This window comes from Seohaeicola sp. (assembly GCF_048006315.1).
Taxonomy (GTDB): Bacteria; Pseudomonadota; Alphaproteobacteria; order Rhodobacterales; family Rhodobacteraceae; genus Seohaeicola.
This window is the reverse complement of record NZ_CP180350.1, coordinates 2,023,518-2,040,554: the sequence shown is the minus strand read 5'-3', so window position 1 is coordinate 2,040,554 and position 17,037 is coordinate 2,023,518. Positions and strand designations below refer to the sequence as shown.

16 protein-coding genes and 1 pseudogene are annotated in these 17,037 nt (G+C 63.2%); 5 read left to right on the top strand and 12 right to left on the bottom strand.

The window, feature by feature from the left end; all coding sequences use genetic code 11:
* Positions 1-184: 184 nt before the first annotated feature.
* Positions 185-1,111 carry a LysR family transcriptional regulator gene (locus tag ACMUJL_RS10270; protein ID WP_375568512.1) on the top strand — a complete coding sequence of 309 codons (927 nt, stop codon included), beginning with the start codon at positions 185-187 and terminating at the stop codon, positions 1,109-1,111.
* Positions 1,112-1,396: 285 nt separating this feature from the next.
* Here ACMUJL_RS10270 and ACMUJL_RS10265 read toward each other — a convergent pair whose 3' ends face one another.
* From ACMUJL_RS10265 to ACMUJL_RS10225, 9 genes are all read right to left on the bottom strand, one after another.
* On the bottom strand, positions 1,397-2,956 hold the full coding sequence (locus ACMUJL_RS10265) for a flotillin family protein (protein ID WP_068294348.1): 1,560 nt from the start codon (positions 2,954-2,956) through the stop codon (positions 1,397-1,399).
* A 14-nt stretch (positions 2,957-2,970) separates the two neighbouring features.
* Positions 2,971-3,777: a coniferyl-alcohol dehydrogenase gene (locus ACMUJL_RS10260; RefSeq protein ID WP_375568515.1), complete on the bottom strand. Its 807-nt coding sequence runs from the start codon at positions 3,775-3,777 to the stop codon at positions 2,971-2,973.
* The gene (locus tag ACMUJL_RS10255) at positions 3,777-5,249 is read right to left on the bottom strand and encodes an aldehyde dehydrogenase family protein (RefSeq protein ID WP_416914244.1); all 1,473 of its coding nucleotides are present in this window, start codon (positions 5,247-5,249) and stop codon (positions 3,777-3,779) included. The genes ACMUJL_RS10260 and ACMUJL_RS10255 overlap by 1 nt, the downstream gene beginning before the upstream one ends.
* A gap of 11 nt (positions 5,250-5,260) precedes the next feature.
* Positions 5,261-6,463 carry an ABC transporter ATP-binding protein gene (locus ACMUJL_RS10250; RefSeq protein WP_375568519.1) on the bottom strand — a complete coding sequence of 401 codons (1,203 nt, stop codon included), beginning with the start codon at positions 6,461-6,463 and terminating at the stop codon, positions 5,261-5,263.
* Positions 6,456-7,187 carry an ABC transporter ATP-binding protein gene (locus ACMUJL_RS10245; protein ID WP_375568521.1) on the bottom strand — a complete coding sequence of 244 codons (732 nt, stop codon included), beginning with the start codon at positions 7,185-7,187 and terminating at the stop codon, positions 6,456-6,458. The genes ACMUJL_RS10250 and ACMUJL_RS10245 overlap by 8 nt, the downstream gene beginning before the upstream one ends.
* Positions 7,184-8,122 carry a branched-chain amino acid ABC transporter permease gene (locus ACMUJL_RS10240; protein ID WP_068294333.1) on the bottom strand — a complete coding sequence of 313 codons (939 nt, stop codon included), beginning with the start codon at positions 8,120-8,122 and terminating at the stop codon, positions 7,184-7,186. Before ACMUJL_RS10240 ends, ACMUJL_RS10245 begins: the two co-directional genes overlap by 4 nt.
* On the bottom strand, positions 8,119-8,985 hold the full coding sequence (locus ACMUJL_RS10235; protein ID WP_068294330.1) for a branched-chain amino acid ABC transporter permease: 867 nt from the start codon (positions 8,983-8,985) through the stop codon (positions 8,119-8,121). The genes ACMUJL_RS10240 and ACMUJL_RS10235 overlap by 4 nt, the downstream gene beginning before the upstream one ends.
* A 75-nt stretch (positions 8,986-9,060) precedes the next feature.
* Positions 9,061-10,260, bottom strand: a complete 1,200-nt coding sequence (locus ACMUJL_RS10230; protein ID WP_375568524.1) for an amino acid ABC transporter substrate-binding protein — start codon at positions 10,258-10,260, stop codon at positions 9,061-9,063.
* A 62-nt stretch (positions 10,261-10,322) separates the two neighbouring features.
* Positions 10,323-11,690, bottom strand: a complete 1,368-nt coding sequence (locus ACMUJL_RS10225; RefSeq protein WP_375568526.1) for an aldehyde dehydrogenase family protein — start codon at positions 11,688-11,690, stop codon at positions 10,323-10,325.
* A 181-nt stretch (positions 11,691-11,871) separates the two neighbouring features.
* On the opposite strand from ACMUJL_RS10225, the gene ACMUJL_RS10220 reads away from it, so the two are divergent.
* A complete protein-coding gene (locus tag ACMUJL_RS10220) occupies positions 11,872-12,816 on the top strand; it encodes a helix-turn-helix domain-containing protein (RefSeq protein ID WP_375568528.1) in 945 nt (314 codons plus the stop codon).
* A 199-nt stretch (positions 12,817-13,015) separates the two neighbouring features.
* Here the strand turns inward: ACMUJL_RS10220 and ACMUJL_RS10215 are convergent, their stop codons facing one another.
* From ACMUJL_RS10215 to ACMUJL_RS10205, 3 genes are all read right to left on the bottom strand, one after another.
* Complete coding sequence (locus ACMUJL_RS10215; protein ID WP_375568530.1) at positions 13,016-13,228, bottom strand: hypothetical protein; 213 nt, start codon at positions 13,226-13,228, stop codon at positions 13,016-13,018.
* Between the two features lie 351 nt (positions 13,229-13,579).
* Positions 13,580-14,407 carry a hypothetical protein gene (locus tag ACMUJL_RS10210; RefSeq protein ID WP_375568532.1) on the bottom strand — a complete coding sequence of 276 codons (828 nt, stop codon included), beginning with the start codon at positions 14,405-14,407 and terminating at the stop codon, positions 13,580-13,582.
* A gap of 100 nt (positions 14,408-14,507) precedes the next feature.
* Complete coding sequence (locus ACMUJL_RS10205) at positions 14,508-15,152, bottom strand: TetR/AcrR family transcriptional regulator (RefSeq protein ID WP_068294315.1); 645 nt, start codon at positions 15,150-15,152, stop codon at positions 14,508-14,510.
* 296 nt (positions 15,153-15,448) lie between these two features.
* Here ACMUJL_RS10205 and ACMUJL_RS10200 point away from each other — a divergent pair, with 296 nt between their 5' ends.
* The 3 genes and pseudogenes from ACMUJL_RS10200 to ACMUJL_RS10190 form a co-directional block, all read left to right on the top strand.
* The gene (locus tag ACMUJL_RS10200) at positions 15,449-15,700 is read left to right on the top strand and encodes a hypothetical protein (protein WP_416914243.1); all 252 of its coding nucleotides are present in this window, start codon (positions 15,449-15,451) and stop codon (positions 15,698-15,700) included.
* Positions 15,701-15,925: 225 nt separating this feature from the next.
* Positions 15,926-16,102, top strand: a complete 177-nt coding sequence (locus tag ACMUJL_RS10195; RefSeq protein WP_375568536.1) for a hypothetical protein — start codon at positions 15,926-15,928, stop codon at positions 16,100-16,102.
* 12 nt (positions 16,103-16,114) lie between these two features.
* Positions 16,115-17,032 (top strand): annotated as a pseudogene (locus ACMUJL_RS10190) (efflux RND transporter periplasmic adaptor subunit); the annotation flags it as partial.
* Positions 17,033-17,037 lie beyond the last annotated feature (5 nt).

Here is a 17,037-nt window from a genome sequence, read left to right as displayed (position 1 = left end):
CCGACCCGCACCGGGCAGGTGCGGATGGTGCGCCTTTGCTGCGCAGGGCAGTCCGGTTTTGTGTGGCATGGCCCTCACGCTGTTAACCTCTTGTTGCTTTCGCTCATGTTAAGCGCGTGAAACAGGCTTTAATAATGCCGATTTCTTGAATTAGCATGCAAGATGTGCATAAAGAGGGGCTGCTATGGATATCGGCTGGATCGACGATCTGATTGCGATCGAGGAAAAGGGATCGCTGTCCAAGGCAGCCGAGGCGCGCAATGTCACGCAACCCGCCTTTTCCCGCAGGATCGCCGCGATCGAAGACTGGTTCGGTGCCGAGGTGGTCAACCGCCGCAATCGCCCGCTGCGCCTGTCGCGTGAAATGGCCAGCCTCATGCCGACATTGCATGATGTCGCGGCAACCCTGCGCCACCTGCGGTCCGAGTTGCAGGCCAGTCAGGGCGATACATCGAAAGTGGTGGTCGCCGCGCAGCACAGTATCCTCACCTCCATCCTGCCTTCGCTTTTGCTGGGGCGGGTTGGCCAGAACGAAGACCGGCTGCTGCTCAAGCTGCAGTCAGCCTATCCCGAGGATGGGGTCGCGCTGCTGCTGACCGGGCAGGTCGACATCATGGTTGCCTACGAGACCGAGCGCCGCCCGCTGTTCGGGCAGGTGCCGGGGCTTGAGCGGTCGCTGATCACGCGCGACCGGCTGATCCCCGTGACGTCCAGCCCGGGAACCCGCGAAGCGCTGCTGGACGCGTCACCCGACCGGCCCCTGGTGTTGCAGGTGGTGACCTTCCCGCGGCAGAACTTCTTTGGCCGCGTGCTCTGGGAAGATATCGCCAAGTCGATCCCTGCCCATATCCGGCTTGATCCGCTGATCGAATCCGGCCTGTCCACAGGGGTGATCCAGTTCATCCTGGCCGGGTCGGCGGTGGCCTGGCTGCCGATGGCCATCGCCGCGCCATATCTGGAAACGGGACAGGTGCTGCGGCTTGACGACATTCTGCCCGGCGAAGACTTGCTGGCGCATTGCTTCCGCACCAGGAGGCATTCGCCCAGAGGTGTTGCCTATGTCTGGGATGTCCTGACCGGAAAGGCTGACATGGTCGGATCGCAAGCCTGATCCGCGCCGGCCTGTCAGTGCACCATGTCACGTCCAGACGTTGCGCCCCGATTTGTAACGCACAGGGTCCGGGATGCGCTTCCAGACCCTGAATGGCCGTGATGCGCGACATAGCGACCATGCCAGCGGTAAAGGGTTCTGACCGGAATGCCGCTCTGGGCCAGGCAGGCCTTGAAAGGTCGAACATGGCTGCGTCATGCTGATAAACCGGCCTCTGGCAAACCCGGCGCGGTGAACCCCGACAGCGTTCCGCATGTCCGCAGTCGGGGCTCTTTCAAGGCAGGCTCAGTCGCGTGGCTTTGTCTTGCCGCTGACCTGCGCAAGGTTCGCGCTGATCTGATCCCCGATCTTCTGCAGGCTGGGCAACTGAACGGCCATGTCCATGATCGCATCGACCGTGGCATTGACGGGGGATGCGGGGCGTTCGCCACCCTCCCCCCGGGTGCCGCCCACGCCGTTCAACTGGTTGATGCTGATGCCGGTGATCTTTTCGGCAGGGCGCACCATCTCGGCCAGAATGCGCGGCATCGCCTCCAGCCGGGCCTTTTCCAGCTCCATCGCGATGATCGCATCGGAACGGGCATTCTCGGCTTCGATCCGGGCGCGCTCTGCCTCGACTTTCGCCAGTTCCACTGCCTTTGTCGCCTCTGCCTCGGCAAGGCGGGCCTCTGCCTTGTCTGCCGCCGTTGCCTTGTCCGAGGCGGCGGCAATTTCCGCGCGTTTTGCGGCAGCTTCGGCCTGTTCCTGCGCGGCGACAAGCGCAAGCGCACGGCGGCGTTCGGCATCAGCCATGGCACGGGCTGTCTGCACGGCCTCGGCTGCGGTCACGGCCTCGGCGCGGGCGGCATCGGCCTGCGCCTGTGCGCGGCTTTCTTCCTGGCTCCGTGTCGCCAACTGGACCTGGCGGGCGCTTTCGGCATCTTCAAGGGCACGGCTCTGCGCAATCTCGGCTTCGCGGATCGCCTGTTCGCGGGCGATATCGGCGGCCTGGATATCCTGCTCCATGCGGATGCGGGCCTGCGCGGCAGTGCGTTCGCTATCGGCCTTGCGCTGCGCCACCTCGGCCAGCTGCGCGGCCATCAGGGTTTCGATCTCCTGCCCCTGGGCGATTTCGGCGCGGCGCTGCTCAAGGTCGATCTCCAGCTTGCGCTTGGCGGCCTCCATCGCGGCGCGGCGCACGGATACATCGCTATCGCTTTCGATCTCGGCGCGTTCCTTTTTCGACTTGGCGATCACCTCGGCCAGTTTGCGCATGCCGACAGCGTTGAAGGCGTTATTCTCGTCCAGCGCGGAAAACGGTGTCTGGTCCAGCCCGGTCAAGGATACGGAGTCCAGTTGCAGACCGTAGTTGGCCATCGCCTCGGCCAGGCTTTCGCGCACCTCGCGCACGAACTGGGCGCGGTTCTCGTGCAGCTCGTCCATCGTCATGCGGGCGGCCACTGATCGCAGCGCGTCGATCATCATCCCGTCGATCAGGCCACGCAACTGATCCGGCTGGAACAGGCGCTTGCCAAGGGTCTGCGCGGCGCGGGTGATCGCGTCGGCCTGCGGCGTGACCGAGACATAGAAATCCGCGCCCACATCGACGCGTAGCCGGTCCTTGGTGATCAAGGCGGCCTCGCCTGTGCGCGCCACAGTCATGCGGATCGTCTGCATGTTGACCCGTGTGATTTCGTGGAAATAGGGCAGGGCCAGCGCGCCCCCGTCGATGATGACGCGGCGGCCCCCGATCCCTGTTTTCACCAGTGCCACCTCGTTCGTGGCGCGTTGATAGAACCAGGCAGCCAGCGCGATCAGCGCGGCGGCGATGACGATCAGGACAATGATCCAGCCAATTGCAGACATATCAGCCTCCCCCTTCAGGTAAGCCCGTGCATTTCGCACAGGATGTTCGACGACATGCCCCCGTCGACAGGGATATTGGTGCCACGGATCCATGTCGTCATGTCCGACAGCAGGAAGGCCACGACCGGCGCGATATCATTCGCGCGGCCGGGGCGATCCATGACGCGCATGTCTTCCTCGGCGCGCGCGCCCAGCGTTTCGATGAAATCGCCAAGGATCGGCGTGTCCACCGGGCCGGGGCTGACGCTGTTCATGCGGATGCCCCGGTCGCGCCATGTCCAGCGGTTGGCCTGCGTCCATGCGATCAGCGCTTCCTTGGAGAAGAAATAGCTGCGCCCGCCTGCATTGGTGATGTCATGGCGCTGCATGAAACCCGCCAGATCATCCATGTCCGCCTGCTCCGCGGCGCGGATCGCGGCCACGGCCTGCGGCCAGCCAAAGCCCGCGAGTGACGCAAGGTTCACGATCGACGCGCCATCGTTCAGCTTGGGGATCAAGCCCAATGTCAGGCGTTTCAGCCCGAAGAGGTTCACCCGCAGCACCTTTTCCGCAGGCGCCGTGGGCGGCAGGCCCGCGATATTGGCGATGCCGTCAATGCCTGAGGGCAGCACATCGACCAGCGCATCAATCGTGCGCGCATCCGACAGGTCGGCGCGGTAGAATTCCTCGACATGGTCAAACCGCTTGGTCACATCCACGCCCAGCACCGTGGCCCCCATCGCGGTGCAGATGCGCGCGGTCTCGAACCCGATGCCGCTGGCCGATCCGGTGACCACGATCACCTTGCCCTTCAGAAGGGCGCTTTTTTCCCAAGCGGCCATCAGAACACCGGCGGATAGGGGCGGTGGCCACGGTCCAGCGTGATCCAGCGCGTTTCGGTAAAGGTTTCAAGCGACCACTTGCCGCCGTGCCGCCCCAGGCCCGAGGCTTTGGAGCCGCCGAAGGGCACATGCGGTTCGTCATTGATGGACGAGCAGTTGACGTGGCACATCCCGGTTTCAAGCTGGCGCGCCATGCGCAGGGCGCGTTCCTCGTTGCGGGTGATGATCCCGGCGGACAGCCCGTATTCGGTGTCATTGTTCAGGGCAATCGCCTCGGCATCGGTCTTGAAGGGGACGACCACGGCCACGGGGCCAAAGGTCTCATCCCGCCAGACGGCCATGTCGGGGGTCACGTTCGTCAGGATCGTGGGTTCCACATAGCGATCCCAGACGCGGCCCCCCAGAACGGCCTTGGCGCCCTTGGCCAGCGCATCTTCGATCTGGTGCTTGACGCGGACGACCTGTCGTTCGTTGATCAGCGGGCCGATCACATTGGCCTTGTCCTTGGTGTCTCCGGTCTTGAGCCTGGACGCCCGCGCCACGAATTGGCGCAGGAAATCGGCGTAGATGCTCTCCTGCACCAGCACCTTTTCGACGCTCATGCAGATCTGGCCCTGATGCATGAAACTGCCGAAGCTGGCCGCACTGGTCGCACGCTCCATATCGGCGTCTTCCAGCACGATCAGGCTGTCCTTGCCGCCCAGTTCGACGCAGCATTTCTTGAGATGCGCACCCGCCTTGGCGGCGATCTGACGGCCCACGGGAGTCGATCCGGTGAAGGAGATGCCCTTGACCAGCGGGTTCTCGATCATCTCGTCGCCCATCTCCTGCACGCGCTCGCGCGAACAGGTGATGACGTTGAACACGCCCTTGGGGATGCCCGCTTCCTCCAGCACTTCGGCGAAGAAAAGCCCGCCCGCATAAGGCGTATCCTCTGAGGGTTTGAGGACGATGGTATTGCCTGCAGCCATGGGAAAGGCAAAGCCGCGCGCGGTCAGGATGCCGGGCATGTTCCACGGGCTGATGACGCTGATCACCCCCATCGGATAGCGTACGGCGGTCGAGAACTTGCCATGCTCGGACGGCAGCACCTCGCCGATGGAGCCGTAAAGAACCCCGGCGGCGGCGCGGAACACCTCGGCCACGTAGCCGGCCTCGAACATGCCCTTGCCGAACCAGCCGCCACCTTCGGCCTGTGCGGCGGCCACGAAATCGGGCGCGCGCCTTTCCCAGACATCGGCGATCTTGAGCATGTAATGCGCGCGCTCCTGAAACATCAGGTTCGACCATGCCGGAAAGGCGGCCTGTGCCGCGGCAATCGCCATGCGCGTTTCGGCCCGGCCGCCATCGGGGATACGCGCATAGAGCGATCCGTCCGAGGGGTTGATATCGTCAAAACTGGTCTGACCGGCGATCCAGTTGCCACCGACGTACATGCCCTTGACGGTTTTCGAGAGGGGGGAATCCAGCATTTGCGTTTCTCCTATGTGCGGTCGAAGTCATCGGCGCCGGGCCTGCGTCGCCAGACTTCGACGCGCGGGGCGCGGTAGACTTCGATGGTGACCGGCGCAGATGCCGGCGTGTGAGCTTGCGGCTGCGGTGTCTGCGCTGTTGTCCCGGTGGGGCGATCCTTTGGGCGATCCTGCGGGCGGCTACGCTCGACCACGCGGGGGCGGCGGGCGGCTTGTGCGGCGCGCGCGATCTCGTCCAGTGTCGCGGCAAGGCGGTCATTCTGGACCTGCCCGGATGGCGCGGGCGGTGTTGTGCGTTTCTCGGTCACGGCGGATTGCTGGCGCTGGCTGGCCGCAGCCACCAGATCGGCCACCGACCGGCCAAGGATGGCATCGGCGGACACGGTCTGCATCGGCCGCGGTGCGATGGTGAAACCCTGCGGCGCGGCCTCGGCGGGCACAGCCTCACCAGCGGCCGGTGGCGCGTCATGCGTATGCGGCGCCGCGGCCCCGCCCGCCCCCAGATAGGCGGCCTGCACGGCGGGGTCGTTGCGCAGGGCGGCGGCGCTGTCCTCGTGCACGATATGGGCGTTTTCCAGAAGGTAGCCGCGATCCGCGATGGCAAGGCTCTGCTTGGCGTTCTGTTCCACCAGCAGGATGCCGATCCCCAGATCGCGCACCTTTTTCAGGTTCTGGAACAACTCCTTGCACAAGAGAGGCGACAGGCCCAGCGAGGGTTCGTCCAGCGTCAGGATATTGGGGTTCGACATCATGGCGCGCCCGATGGCGACCATCTGCTGCTCGCCCCCGGACATGGTGCGCACCACCTGACCGCTGCGTTCGATCAGCTTGGGGAACAGGCTGTGGACACGTTCCAGATTGGTCGCCTGATCCTCGCGCGCGCGCGCCGAATAGGCCCCGAGGATCAGGTTCTCGCGCACGGTCAGATCGCCGAACACGCCGCGCCCCTCGGGCACCAGTGCCACGCCCTGATCAAGGATCCGGTTGGCGGGCAGACCCGACAGGCTTTCGCCATCCAGCGTGATCTGCCCCTTGACCTGTCCCTCGCAGATCCCGCTTATGGCCTTGAGAAGTGTCGATTTGCCCGCCCCGTTCGCACCGAGGATCACGACGATCTCGCCGGGACGCACCGTGACCGAGGCATCGTCAAGCGCGCGATGCTTGCCGTAGCCGACCGTCAGGTTGCGAACTTCAAGGCCACCGGTTCTAGACATCGTCATCCCCCAGATAGGCGCGGATCACATCAGGATCGGACAGGACCTGCTGCGGCGCGCCCTCGGCGATCTTGGTGCCCGAGGCCATGACCACGCAGGTGTCGCAGAGCGACCGGATCGCATCCATCACATGTTCGACCAGAATGATCGTGCGGCCATCGTCGCGCAGCGACTTGATCAGGCTGATCCCGATCTGCAGTTCGGTCGGGTTGAGGCCGGCCAGCCATTCATCCAGCAACAGAAGCTTGGGGTCGCTGGCCAGAACACGCGCCAGTTCCACCCGCTTGGTGTCGATATAGGTCAGTTGCCCCACGCGCAGATGACCCTTGCCCTCAAGCCCCACGCGGGCCAGCAGGCTCTCGGCATGGGTGCGCGCCTCGTGCCCCCAGCGGCGACGGTGGCCGAAAACGGCCCCCGCCACGACATTCTCCAGCACGCTCATCGACGGCAGCAGACGCACCAGCTGAAAGGTGCGCGCGATGCCACGCCGGTTGATCTGTTCGGCGGGCAGGGTCGTGATCGGGCTGCCCCTCAACAGAACCTCGCCACCGGACACTTTCAGCGCGCCCGAGATCAGGTTCATCGTCGTGGACTTGCCCGACCCGTTGGGGCCGATCAGGCCCATCACCTGATGCTCGGCGACATCGAAGGTCATTGCATTCACCGCCACCAGGCCGCCGAAGCGTTTGGTCACATTGCGCAGGGACAGGACGGGCGTGTTCATGCCTGAGCCTCCGGATCCTTGGGGGCCGCGCGTTGCCGGATCTGGTCCAGCAACCCGACAAAGCCGCGTGGCAGCAGGTATACGATGACCAGGAAGGCGACACCCAGAAGCAGCGTTGTCTGTTGCGGGAAGCTGGACGAAATGCTTTCCCACAGCAGCGTGAAGGGGATGACACCGACAAGCGGCCCCCACAGGCGTCCGGCCCCGCCCAACAGCGCCATGATCACCACCTGGAATGACAGCATCGGCGCAAAGGCAAGGCTGGGTTCGATATAGACATAGCGTGGCGCCAGGATTGCGCCGGTCATGGCCGCGACCGACCCCGGCACCATGAACAGCAGCACCTTGGACAGCGCGGTGTTGATGCCGGAATGCACCGCGACGGTTTCATCATCCCCGATGATGCGCAGCGCAAAGCCCAGCCGCGACCGCCCGATCAGCCAGCCTGCCAGAAACACTGCCCCCGCGAGGGCCAGAAGCATCCAGTAGATGTCGGCCTCGGAAATGTCGGTCAGCACATACAGGCCCTTCTGCCCGGACCGGTTCTGCACCCAGGTGATGACCTGCCGGACCAGTTCGGCCAGACCGAGTGTGAAGATCACGAAATAGACGCCGGACAGGCGCAGCGTGGCCAGCCCGACCAATGCGGCCAGCACCGCGCCAAGGACGGCCGCTATCCCCACCAGCGACCAGAACGGCAGGGTTTCGAAACCCAGCCCGGTCACATAGGTGCCGACACCGAAAAACGCCGCCGTTGCCAGCGAGATGTAATGCGTGGGGCCCGAAAACAGCGCCCAGCTTGTCGCCAGCGCGGTGAACATCACGATGGTGACACCAATCGACAGCCAGTAGCCGGATCCAGACAGCGGCAGCAGGGCGCAAATGCCAAGCGCCAGCGCAGAAAGGCAGAGGTTTCGGATATCCGTTCCGGTCATGTGGGCTTCTTTCCGAAAAGGCCTTGCGGGCGGAACAGAAGGATCAGGATGAAAAGCGTATAGGCCGCCGCCAGCGTCAGGCCCGGATCGAGTAGAGTGGCGACAAGGGTTTCCACCACACCCAGAAGCAGGGCCGCGACGATGGTGCCGCGCACGTCACCGACGCCGCCCATGATCACGATGATCAAGGCCTTGAGCGTGAAGATCACACCGGTTGACGCATCAAGTGTCAGGTAGGTCGACAAAAGTGCGCCGCCGACCGCTGTCACGGCACCCCCAAGAGCAAAGGCCAGCGCGGCCAGATGGCCCACGTTGATGCCCACCAGCCGCGCGCTCTCCGGCGCCACCGCGATGGCGCGGATCGACAGGCCCGGTCTGCTGCGGTTCAGCCAGATGTAGAGCGCGCCACAGATCACCACCGCCCCCAGGAAAGAGGCGACCCGGTTCAGCGCGAATGTATCGCCCGCGATCACGATGGGCCGCGCCAGGTAGGAATAATTGAAATAGTCGCCGCCAAAGACCATCAGCATCAGCCCGACCATGACGAAGGACAGACCGAAGGTGGCAAGGATGCTGTCCGTCTCAAGCTGCCCGCGCGTCTTGGCGCGTTTGACCAGCGGTTGCAGCATGATCTTGTAGATCAGCCAGTTCAGCGCGAATGTCAGCGGTGCCAGCAGGAAAATGGTCAGGAACGGGCTGATCTGCCCGCCCGTGTACATCCAGAAGGCGGCGAAACCGCCCGCCACCAGCATCTCGCCATTGGCCAGGTTCATGATGCGGGCCACGCCATATTGCAGGTTCAGCCCCATCGCGATCAGCGCGTAGGTGCCGCCCAGCAAAAGCCCTGTGATCAGAATATCCATCTGCGTCCCGTTCCCGCCATTCCCCGCGCCAGCATGGGTGCCCCGGTCGAAACCGGGGCACCCGAAACGCCGGTCTTACTGCCAGCCATCCTTGAGGATCACGGGCACAGCGCCCTCGCGACCACGCGACGCGACGCCCTTGAACACACCATCCTGCCACTGACCAACTGTCCAGAACGCCTGATTGTTGTTGTTCTCGTCGAAGCTGATCGGCCCCAGCACGGTATCGAATGTGCCGCTGCGCAGGTGATCGGCGACGGCCTTGCGATCCAGCCCGACTGCTTCGATCGACTGCTCCAGGATCTGAAGCGAGGCATAGGTCGTGGCGGAAGCCCAGAAGTCAGGCTTTGCCCCGGTGATCGTCTCGTGGGCAGCGGCATATTCCTGGAACTTGGGATCGTCGACATTGACGCCGCCCGGCCCCATCACGCCATTGGCTGCAGCGCCGAACCGGGCGCCATAGCCGGGGAACGGGGTCGCCACGGCGGTGTAGAAGGCTTGCACCTGCAGATCCTCGATGATCGCCTGTTCGGTCAGCGCAAAGGTGTCGGGCGGATAGGACCATGCCACGAAGGCATCGGGTGCAGCCGCTTTCGCGCCCTTCATCACGGGCGAAAGATCCTGCGTGCCCAGCGGATAGGACGTGTCATAGACGATCTCGAACCCGGCTTCCTTGAACTTGCCCCGCGCCACCTCGGCCAGTTCGATCCCGAAGGCATCGGCCACGTTGACCATGGCGATCTTGTTGCCCAGCTGACCGCCGTCGCGCATGTCGGTCAGGATCTTCACGGTGTCCTCGGCCAGGGCAGAGGTGGTGCCAAGGGTGAAGAACATGTCCGGGAACTGCTTGGACAGGGCGGGCTGCTGGTCGGTGATCGCCGACACGGCGATCAGCGGATAGCCGTAGCGCGCAAAGATCGGCGCGGCCGCGACGACAAGGCCGGTGCCATAGGGCGAGACAATGAAATTCACCTCGTCCTGTGTGGCAAGGCGCTGAATGGCCTTGATCGTCTCGCCGGGGTTGGTCTGGTCATCGTATTCGATCACTTCGACCGGCATCATCGTGCCGCCGACATTGATCCCGCCACGCTCGTTGACCTGTGCCGCCCAAAGCTGCACGTTCGGCCACTGGCTGACTGCGGCACCACCGGCCAGCGGGCCGGTCTTGGGCGCTGCGGCGCCGATCTTGATCGTTTCGGCGCTGACGGCGCCGGTGGCAAGGCTGGTCGTCAGTGCCAGGGCCGCCGCGAATTTCAAGGCTGTTCTGCGTTTCATCTTGATCCTCCTCCAGGGTCAGGTGTTGGTGTCGTCTTGTCGGTGCTCTTGGTGGCACCTGTTCACAAACTGTGTCGCGCTCCTTCGGGATGCAGCGCGATCCAGCGCAATTCAGTGAATTCATCCAGGGCGGTATCTCCGCCGAAGCGTCCGTATCCGCTGGCCTTCATCCCCCCGAAAGGCATTGCGGGGTCATCGTAGACCGTCGAGCCGTTGATATGGCAGATCCCGGTTTCCAACCGTTCCGCCATGGCAAGCGCGCGATCCGTGTCCCGGCTGAAGATCGCCGAGGCCAGACCGTATTCGGTGTCATTGGCGATCGAGAGCGCTTCTTCCTCGTCCTGCACGCGCAGGATCGAGGCGACAGGGCCAAAGCTTTCCTCGTGATAGATCGCCATGTTGGACGAGACATGGTCGATCACCGCGGGCTGCATCACCGCGCCCTCGACCCGGCCACCGATCAGCAGTTCGGCACCTTTGTCCTGTGCGTCGCGGATCAGTGCGGCCACGCGCTCGGCTGCGGCGGCGTGGATCATCGTGCCAAGCGGGGCGGTTTCACGCCGCGGATCCGCCGCGCGCAGGCCACGTGTCCTCTGGACCAGTTTTTCGACGAAACTGTCCGCTATGGCCTCAAGCACGATGACCCGTTCGGTCGACATGCAGACCTGGCCCTGATTGAAAAACGCCCCATGCGTCGCCGCATCGACGGCCGCATCAAGATCGGCATCCTCCAGCACGATCAACGCGGCCTTGCCGCTCAGTTCCAGCACGCAACGCTTCAGATACTGCGCGGCGGTCACGGCGACCTGTCTGCCGACACGTGTCGATCCGGTGAAGTTGACACGACGGACGGCGGGATGGGCGATCAGGTGATTGACGATGGGTTCGGACTGGTCGGGCAGGGCGGTCACCACATTTGCCACACCTTTCGGCAAGCCCGACCCGTTCAGGATGTCGACGACCGCCCGATGTGTCTGAGGGCAATGTTCCGACCCTTTCAGAACAACGGTATTGCCGCAGGCCATGGGCGTTGCAATCGCCCGCACGGCAAGGGTGATCGGCGCATTCCAGGCCGCGATGCCAAGGACAACGCCCACCGGCTGTCGGCGCAGGATCGACAGGCTGCCGTCGGCGCCTGGGGGCATGTGCCGATCCGCCAACAGGAAAGGCAGTTCGGCGGACTGGTGCAGGATCCGCAGGGCAAGGTCGATGTTGAACTCTGTCCAGCGTGGCGCCGCGCCGACTTCGTGCGCGGCCAGATCCACCAAAAGCGCGCGGCTGCCGTCAAGCGCATCGGCCATATTCCGAAGATGAGCGGCGCGGTCTTCCGCCGGACGAGACGACCAATCCCAGAACGCCGCCGCAGCGGCATTGGCTGCCGCATCAGCCGCGCTCTGGCCCGAAGGCACCACCCTGAATGGTGATGTCAAGGACGGGCTTTGAAACACCCGTTCAGCGTCCAATCCGGTATCCTCCCCCGAGGCGCGGGCCGGCTGCAACTCTCCCCAGTCGCGATGCGCGGCGCCGCCACTTTCAACAAAACTTAAAATATCTGTAGGGAACTGCATAAAAATGTGAAAATATGGCGAAAAATTTACAAAAACCGGTGAAATGTCCCGAATTGCCTCCAGATCAACGCGGAAGCCCGGATCGCCTGAGCCCGCAAAAGGGCCTCAGCCTGTTCCCTTTCATGCCGAGGTCATTCAGTCCGGTCTGCAAGACAAGGTTCTGGGCGGGCTGGTCGACCTGCATGCGCGCAGCTGGTGGGTGATCTTGCTGGAAAGCGGTCAGCTGGTCAGCACCCGGGACGGCAAGAGCACAAGTTTCGCAGGACCTGCGCTGATCTGGCTACCATGGGACCGCAATCAAAGGATCCGCGCAAGGGCAGGTACGGTTGGCGGCCATCTTGTCATGGGCGAGACATCACTTGCGAACGCGATCGGCGTCAAACCCGAGGCTGTTGATCTGCGTGTCCTGTCAGAGCGCGTCGTGCATCTGCCGCTTGAAGAGCGCGACAGTCTTTATCGTGACATTTCCGGTTGCTTCGATCTGATCCTGCGCGAAGCGGCTGGGCGGGCATCTGGATCAGCTACCGTGATCGAGGCACAGGTCCGCGTGATCCTTGTGATGCTCTGGCGCTATACCGCCCGCCCGGACGATCTGCGCCAGGCCGGGGCGCGACCATCGCTGATCCTGCAGCAATTCCGACAGGCGCTGGAGACGCATTTTCGCGACCGCTGGTCAGTTGCGCGTTATGCCGAAACCTTGAACATGTCCGCGGATCGCCTGCATGACATCTGTCATCGCACCCTGGGAAAGGCCCCGCTGAGGCTGATCCATGAACGCCTTGGATACGAGGCGCAGGTTCTGCTGGAAAGGTCGTCAATGACGCTCGACCAGATCGCCGAGTTTCTGGGTTTCCGCTCGGCCGCCCAGTTCAGCAATTTTTTCAAGGCCATCTATGGCGTTCGTCCTGGCGCTTGGCGTCGCACCCTGCGCGACAACGAAAAGGGGGCCGATACGCGTCGAACGCAATCCTATGCCGACTGGCCCTGAGCGGCGGTGCAAAACCCGGACCGGACCCTTTCGCGGTGGGCCAGGTTCAGGTGATGAACGCCCGGAACCTGCGAGGGCAGACCATCCAGACCGAGACTGGCCCGCATGCGCCGAGAAGCCCCCTGTTTCCAGTAAAACGGGCTTTGGTGGAGTTGTTCACCAAAGCCCCGATGGTTCAGTCGTTTGCTCGGACCAGACGTTACCGTTGGGGGAAGGTGTGATCGCTTTGACCGAAGTGCCTGCCAAAGACGTAGACTGTCACTTTCCCATTGATGCCACGGTCACGCTCATCCACGTGGACGAAGGCAGGTTCAGAACGGGTTCCGATTGCCTTGTCTGGGGCCGACCCATCGGCAATGGCAATGGAGCCGAACATTGCGGCGGTAACTGCTGTCATGATTACGCGTTTCATTTTGTAGCTCCTGGGGTTTGGCGTTGATCGTTTCGATGTTTTTCAAGGGTTTGCCTTATTAAGTTAGAATCACTAACTTGTCCTTCCCTAGAGTTAGCATCACTTACTTAGCGATGCAAGCTTCCTCTTGGGGGGTGGCAGATCTGCATGTCGGCATTTGCGGTCCTCGCAAAACCACGCCCCACCGCACCGCGACAGATCAATCGCCGTTGCGAGATTAACACCTTGATTTTAAATTGATTTGGGACGGCTTCCGACGGTTCTGCGATCGGGCAACCAGCCGCCCTTGCGACATGTCAAAGCCGCGTGCAGTGGCGCATTCCGTCAGAAGCTGGATTTGTTGCTAGAGGTTCAAGAATGAAGCAGCAGAAAAATCGCAGGCTTGCCGGACAGGGCAAGGCTGAACTCGATCAGCGTCCAGATTGTCCAGAAGGCCGCAAATCCAAGTACGACATCCCGGTCACGAGGCCCGATGCGCGCACTGACGGCCATAACCGCCGCCAGCGGAACAGCCTGCATCATATGTGTCGCCAGGAAATGGGAAACGCGCAAATCCCCCGCGATGAGTGACCAGCCGGTGAACATCATGCGAGATGTCGGAAGAGGCACCTCACCCACATAGGGGCTTCCCTTGGCGCCAATCGTAAAGGCCGTCACGAGGGTCAAGATCGTGCCGCCGATGAGGCCCAGAAGGATGGCTGTCTTGAGTGTCTTTCCCGCAGCGAAATCCGGATCGCGCCACGCGACCCATGCAACTGCTGCGGCAGCCCCGGTAATGATGACTGCGGCAAAGGCCATCACGGAAAACATCGCGCGGTGAAAGGCCGTGCTTTCGTTGAAATGTGAATGTTGGCCCTGCGCGGCCTGGAAAATGATCCAGCCCATCTCGATTGTGCAAGCCAACAGGAACGCGCGGGCAATCCACTGCATGGCGACACCTGCCCGGACCTTTGGGCCAAGCAGGGATGCCACGATGGCAAGTGTTGCCGCATGGACGGCCAGGGCAAGCTCGAACTTCAGGGGTTTCGCCCAGACGGACATGCCGTCGATCAATCTGGGGTCCACTGCCCAGATGGCGACCGTGACCACGAAGGCAATGATCATCGCCGCCGATATTCCGGCGAAGACCCAATCTGAGAAAGACCACTGGACGCGGGTATGGATGACCTGATCCCGCATCAAGCCATTCACAGCTTCGAGACGCAGCGCATGCCACACCTGGAAACCCGATGGTCGCGTCGACGGGGCGCCGATCCGGGCAATGGCCTATGGCCGGGCGTCATGCTTGCGCCGGAGCGGCAAGGATCGCGCGGCTGACGGACATCAAGTAATCCCAGTCGTCGATCTCGGTGCTGGCAACGGTATGCTTCATGTCGATGGTCAGGAACGAATGTCCGTGGACAAAGCACCACAACATGTAGGCACGGCGTTGTACATCAGCGGCGTCGGGCGGCAGGTCGAGGCAGGCGGCAACGGTCTGCACAACAACGCCAAAGCATTTCTCGCCCTTGGCCAGAAGCTCTGGCGCGTTTTCGTGTCCTTCGGTCAGGCTGAACACAAGCCGGAAAACGCCGGGTTCGGCCTTTGCGAAATCGACATAGGCCTGTCCCACGGCCGACACCGCCTCAAGCGAACCGCAAGCGTGCTTTGCCGCGCCGGTTTCCATGGCTGCACGGATCCTGTCCATGGCTTCGCTGACCACGCCGCGCAGAATCTCGGGGCGGTCCTTGAAATGCTTGTATGGCGCAGCCGAGCTGACACCGGCGCGCCGGGCAGCTTCGGCCACGGAAAACCCATCTGGTCCGTGCGTCTCAACCAGTTCGCGGACGGCCGATATCAGTTGCGCCCGAAGGTCACCGTGGTGATACGCGGCTTTGGGGACAACTTTGGGCGGCGCAACGACGGTGTCGGTTTTCTTGGGCATTTCGTTTGGCTCTTCCTAGAAAGTAAGTGGTAGATACTTTCTTCTTGACGTAAGTTAGCACCTATCACATATCTGTACAAGCGCACGGGCGGCATGGCCGTGTCCGATCAACCGCTGCGCCAGACTGAACGAAATCACCCTGCCGAACAACAGCGCTTGCCTGCGTGGCGAGCGGACCAGACCGCTTGTCCGTGAAAGAGGCACCGATGCCACAAGATGTCTACGTTTCCATCACCGGCCTGCAAGTGCGGCGGGTCTGGCACATCCCTTCATTCTGGTCGCATGCGATAAGGTCCATGGTGCAGGCGCGCAAAGCGCCCGGCAACATTTCGGCGGATGCGCGCACGATCAACGGCGTTCATCACACGCTTTCGGTCTGGACCGATCAAGACGCGATGCGGGCCTATCTGACCGCCGGTCCGCATCTTGAAGCCATGCGCCTTTTTCCCAGCATCGCGACGGGAAAAGTCGTGGGCTACCTGGCGCAGCAGGCTCCTGACTGGTCCGAGGTTCATTCGATCTGGCTTGAACGCGGGCGTGTCGTGTGAGGGTTCCCGCAGTCTGTCGCCAGGGTGTTCGGCCAGCGGATGCGGCTGCTGCCGGGCAAGTGACGCCGGCGCATCGGTGTCGTGGATGACGACACTTCGCGAAGGGCTCTTGTCAAACTAAGTGATTCTAACTTATGTAAGGACATCTAACTTTAGTGGAGTATACCCCTCATGACCGACCAAGTGACATCAGGCTTCCGAAGACTGCTGCGTCAAGGCCTCACCTTGGCGGCAACTCTTCTGGTTTGCGGTGGAGCGGCGGCTGCGGTCGTAGCCGGGTTTTCTCTTGTCTCTGCCGAAGGGGTGGCGGTTCGGATCGAAATGGCCCCGCGCACGACAGTCGGCGTGATGACTGTCGAATTGGCCCAAGGCTATACCGTGACCCGCCGTTTCACGGGTTAGGTCGAGGCCGCGGCGCGAACCGATCTGGGTTTCGAGCTTGGCGGCCGCATCATGCAGGTTCTGGTCGATGAGGGCGATGTTGTTGCTGAAGGTGCAGTCCTGGCGCAACTGGACACCAGCGCCCTGATCCCCGAACGCGCGGCGCTTGAGGCAGAGCTGGCCGCATTGGCCGCTGATGCCGAACTTGCGCGGCTGACACTGGCGCGCAACGACGCGCTGACTGCACGGGGCTTTCGTTCTGTCGCCGCACAGGACGATGCGCGCCTGGCGCTGACCCGCGCCGAGGCTGGCATGGCGGCGGTACGCGCCCGTATCGCCGGGGTGGATGTGCGGCTGGAGAAATCGATCCTGACGGCCCCCTTTGCCGCCCGCATCGGCGCGCGGATGGCCGATCCGGGGCAGACGGCAGCGGCGGGCCAGACGGTGATGGTCCTGTTTGATACCGCACCCGCCCGGGCACGGGTGGGATTGCCGCCCGAATTGGCCGTTGGGCTGTCCGTGGGCAGCACCGTTGACGTCGAAAGCAGTGGCGGCGTCCTTGCCGCTTCCATCCGCCAGATCCGGCCGGATCTTGACCCGAACACCCGCAGCCGGTCCGTCGTGCTGACCTTGCCAGACGATGCGACCCTTGTGCTGGGCGACACGGTGGCGCTGATGCTGACGCAGCGTATCGATGATCCGGGATTCTGGGCGCCGCTGTCCGCTTTGCGGGAAGGCGTGCGGGGCGCATGGTCGGTCATGGCTGTCGAGACGACAGCCCAGGGTGACCGCACGCTGCCTGCGGCTGTCGAGGTGATCCACAGCGACGGCGCGCGCGTCTTCTTGCGCGGTGCGTTGCCCCCCGGCGCGCGGATCGTGGCAGAGGCTCCCGACCGCGTTGCCCCCGGTCAGCTTGTGCTGGCCCAATTCGCCGCCGATACCGGGGAGTGAGCGCC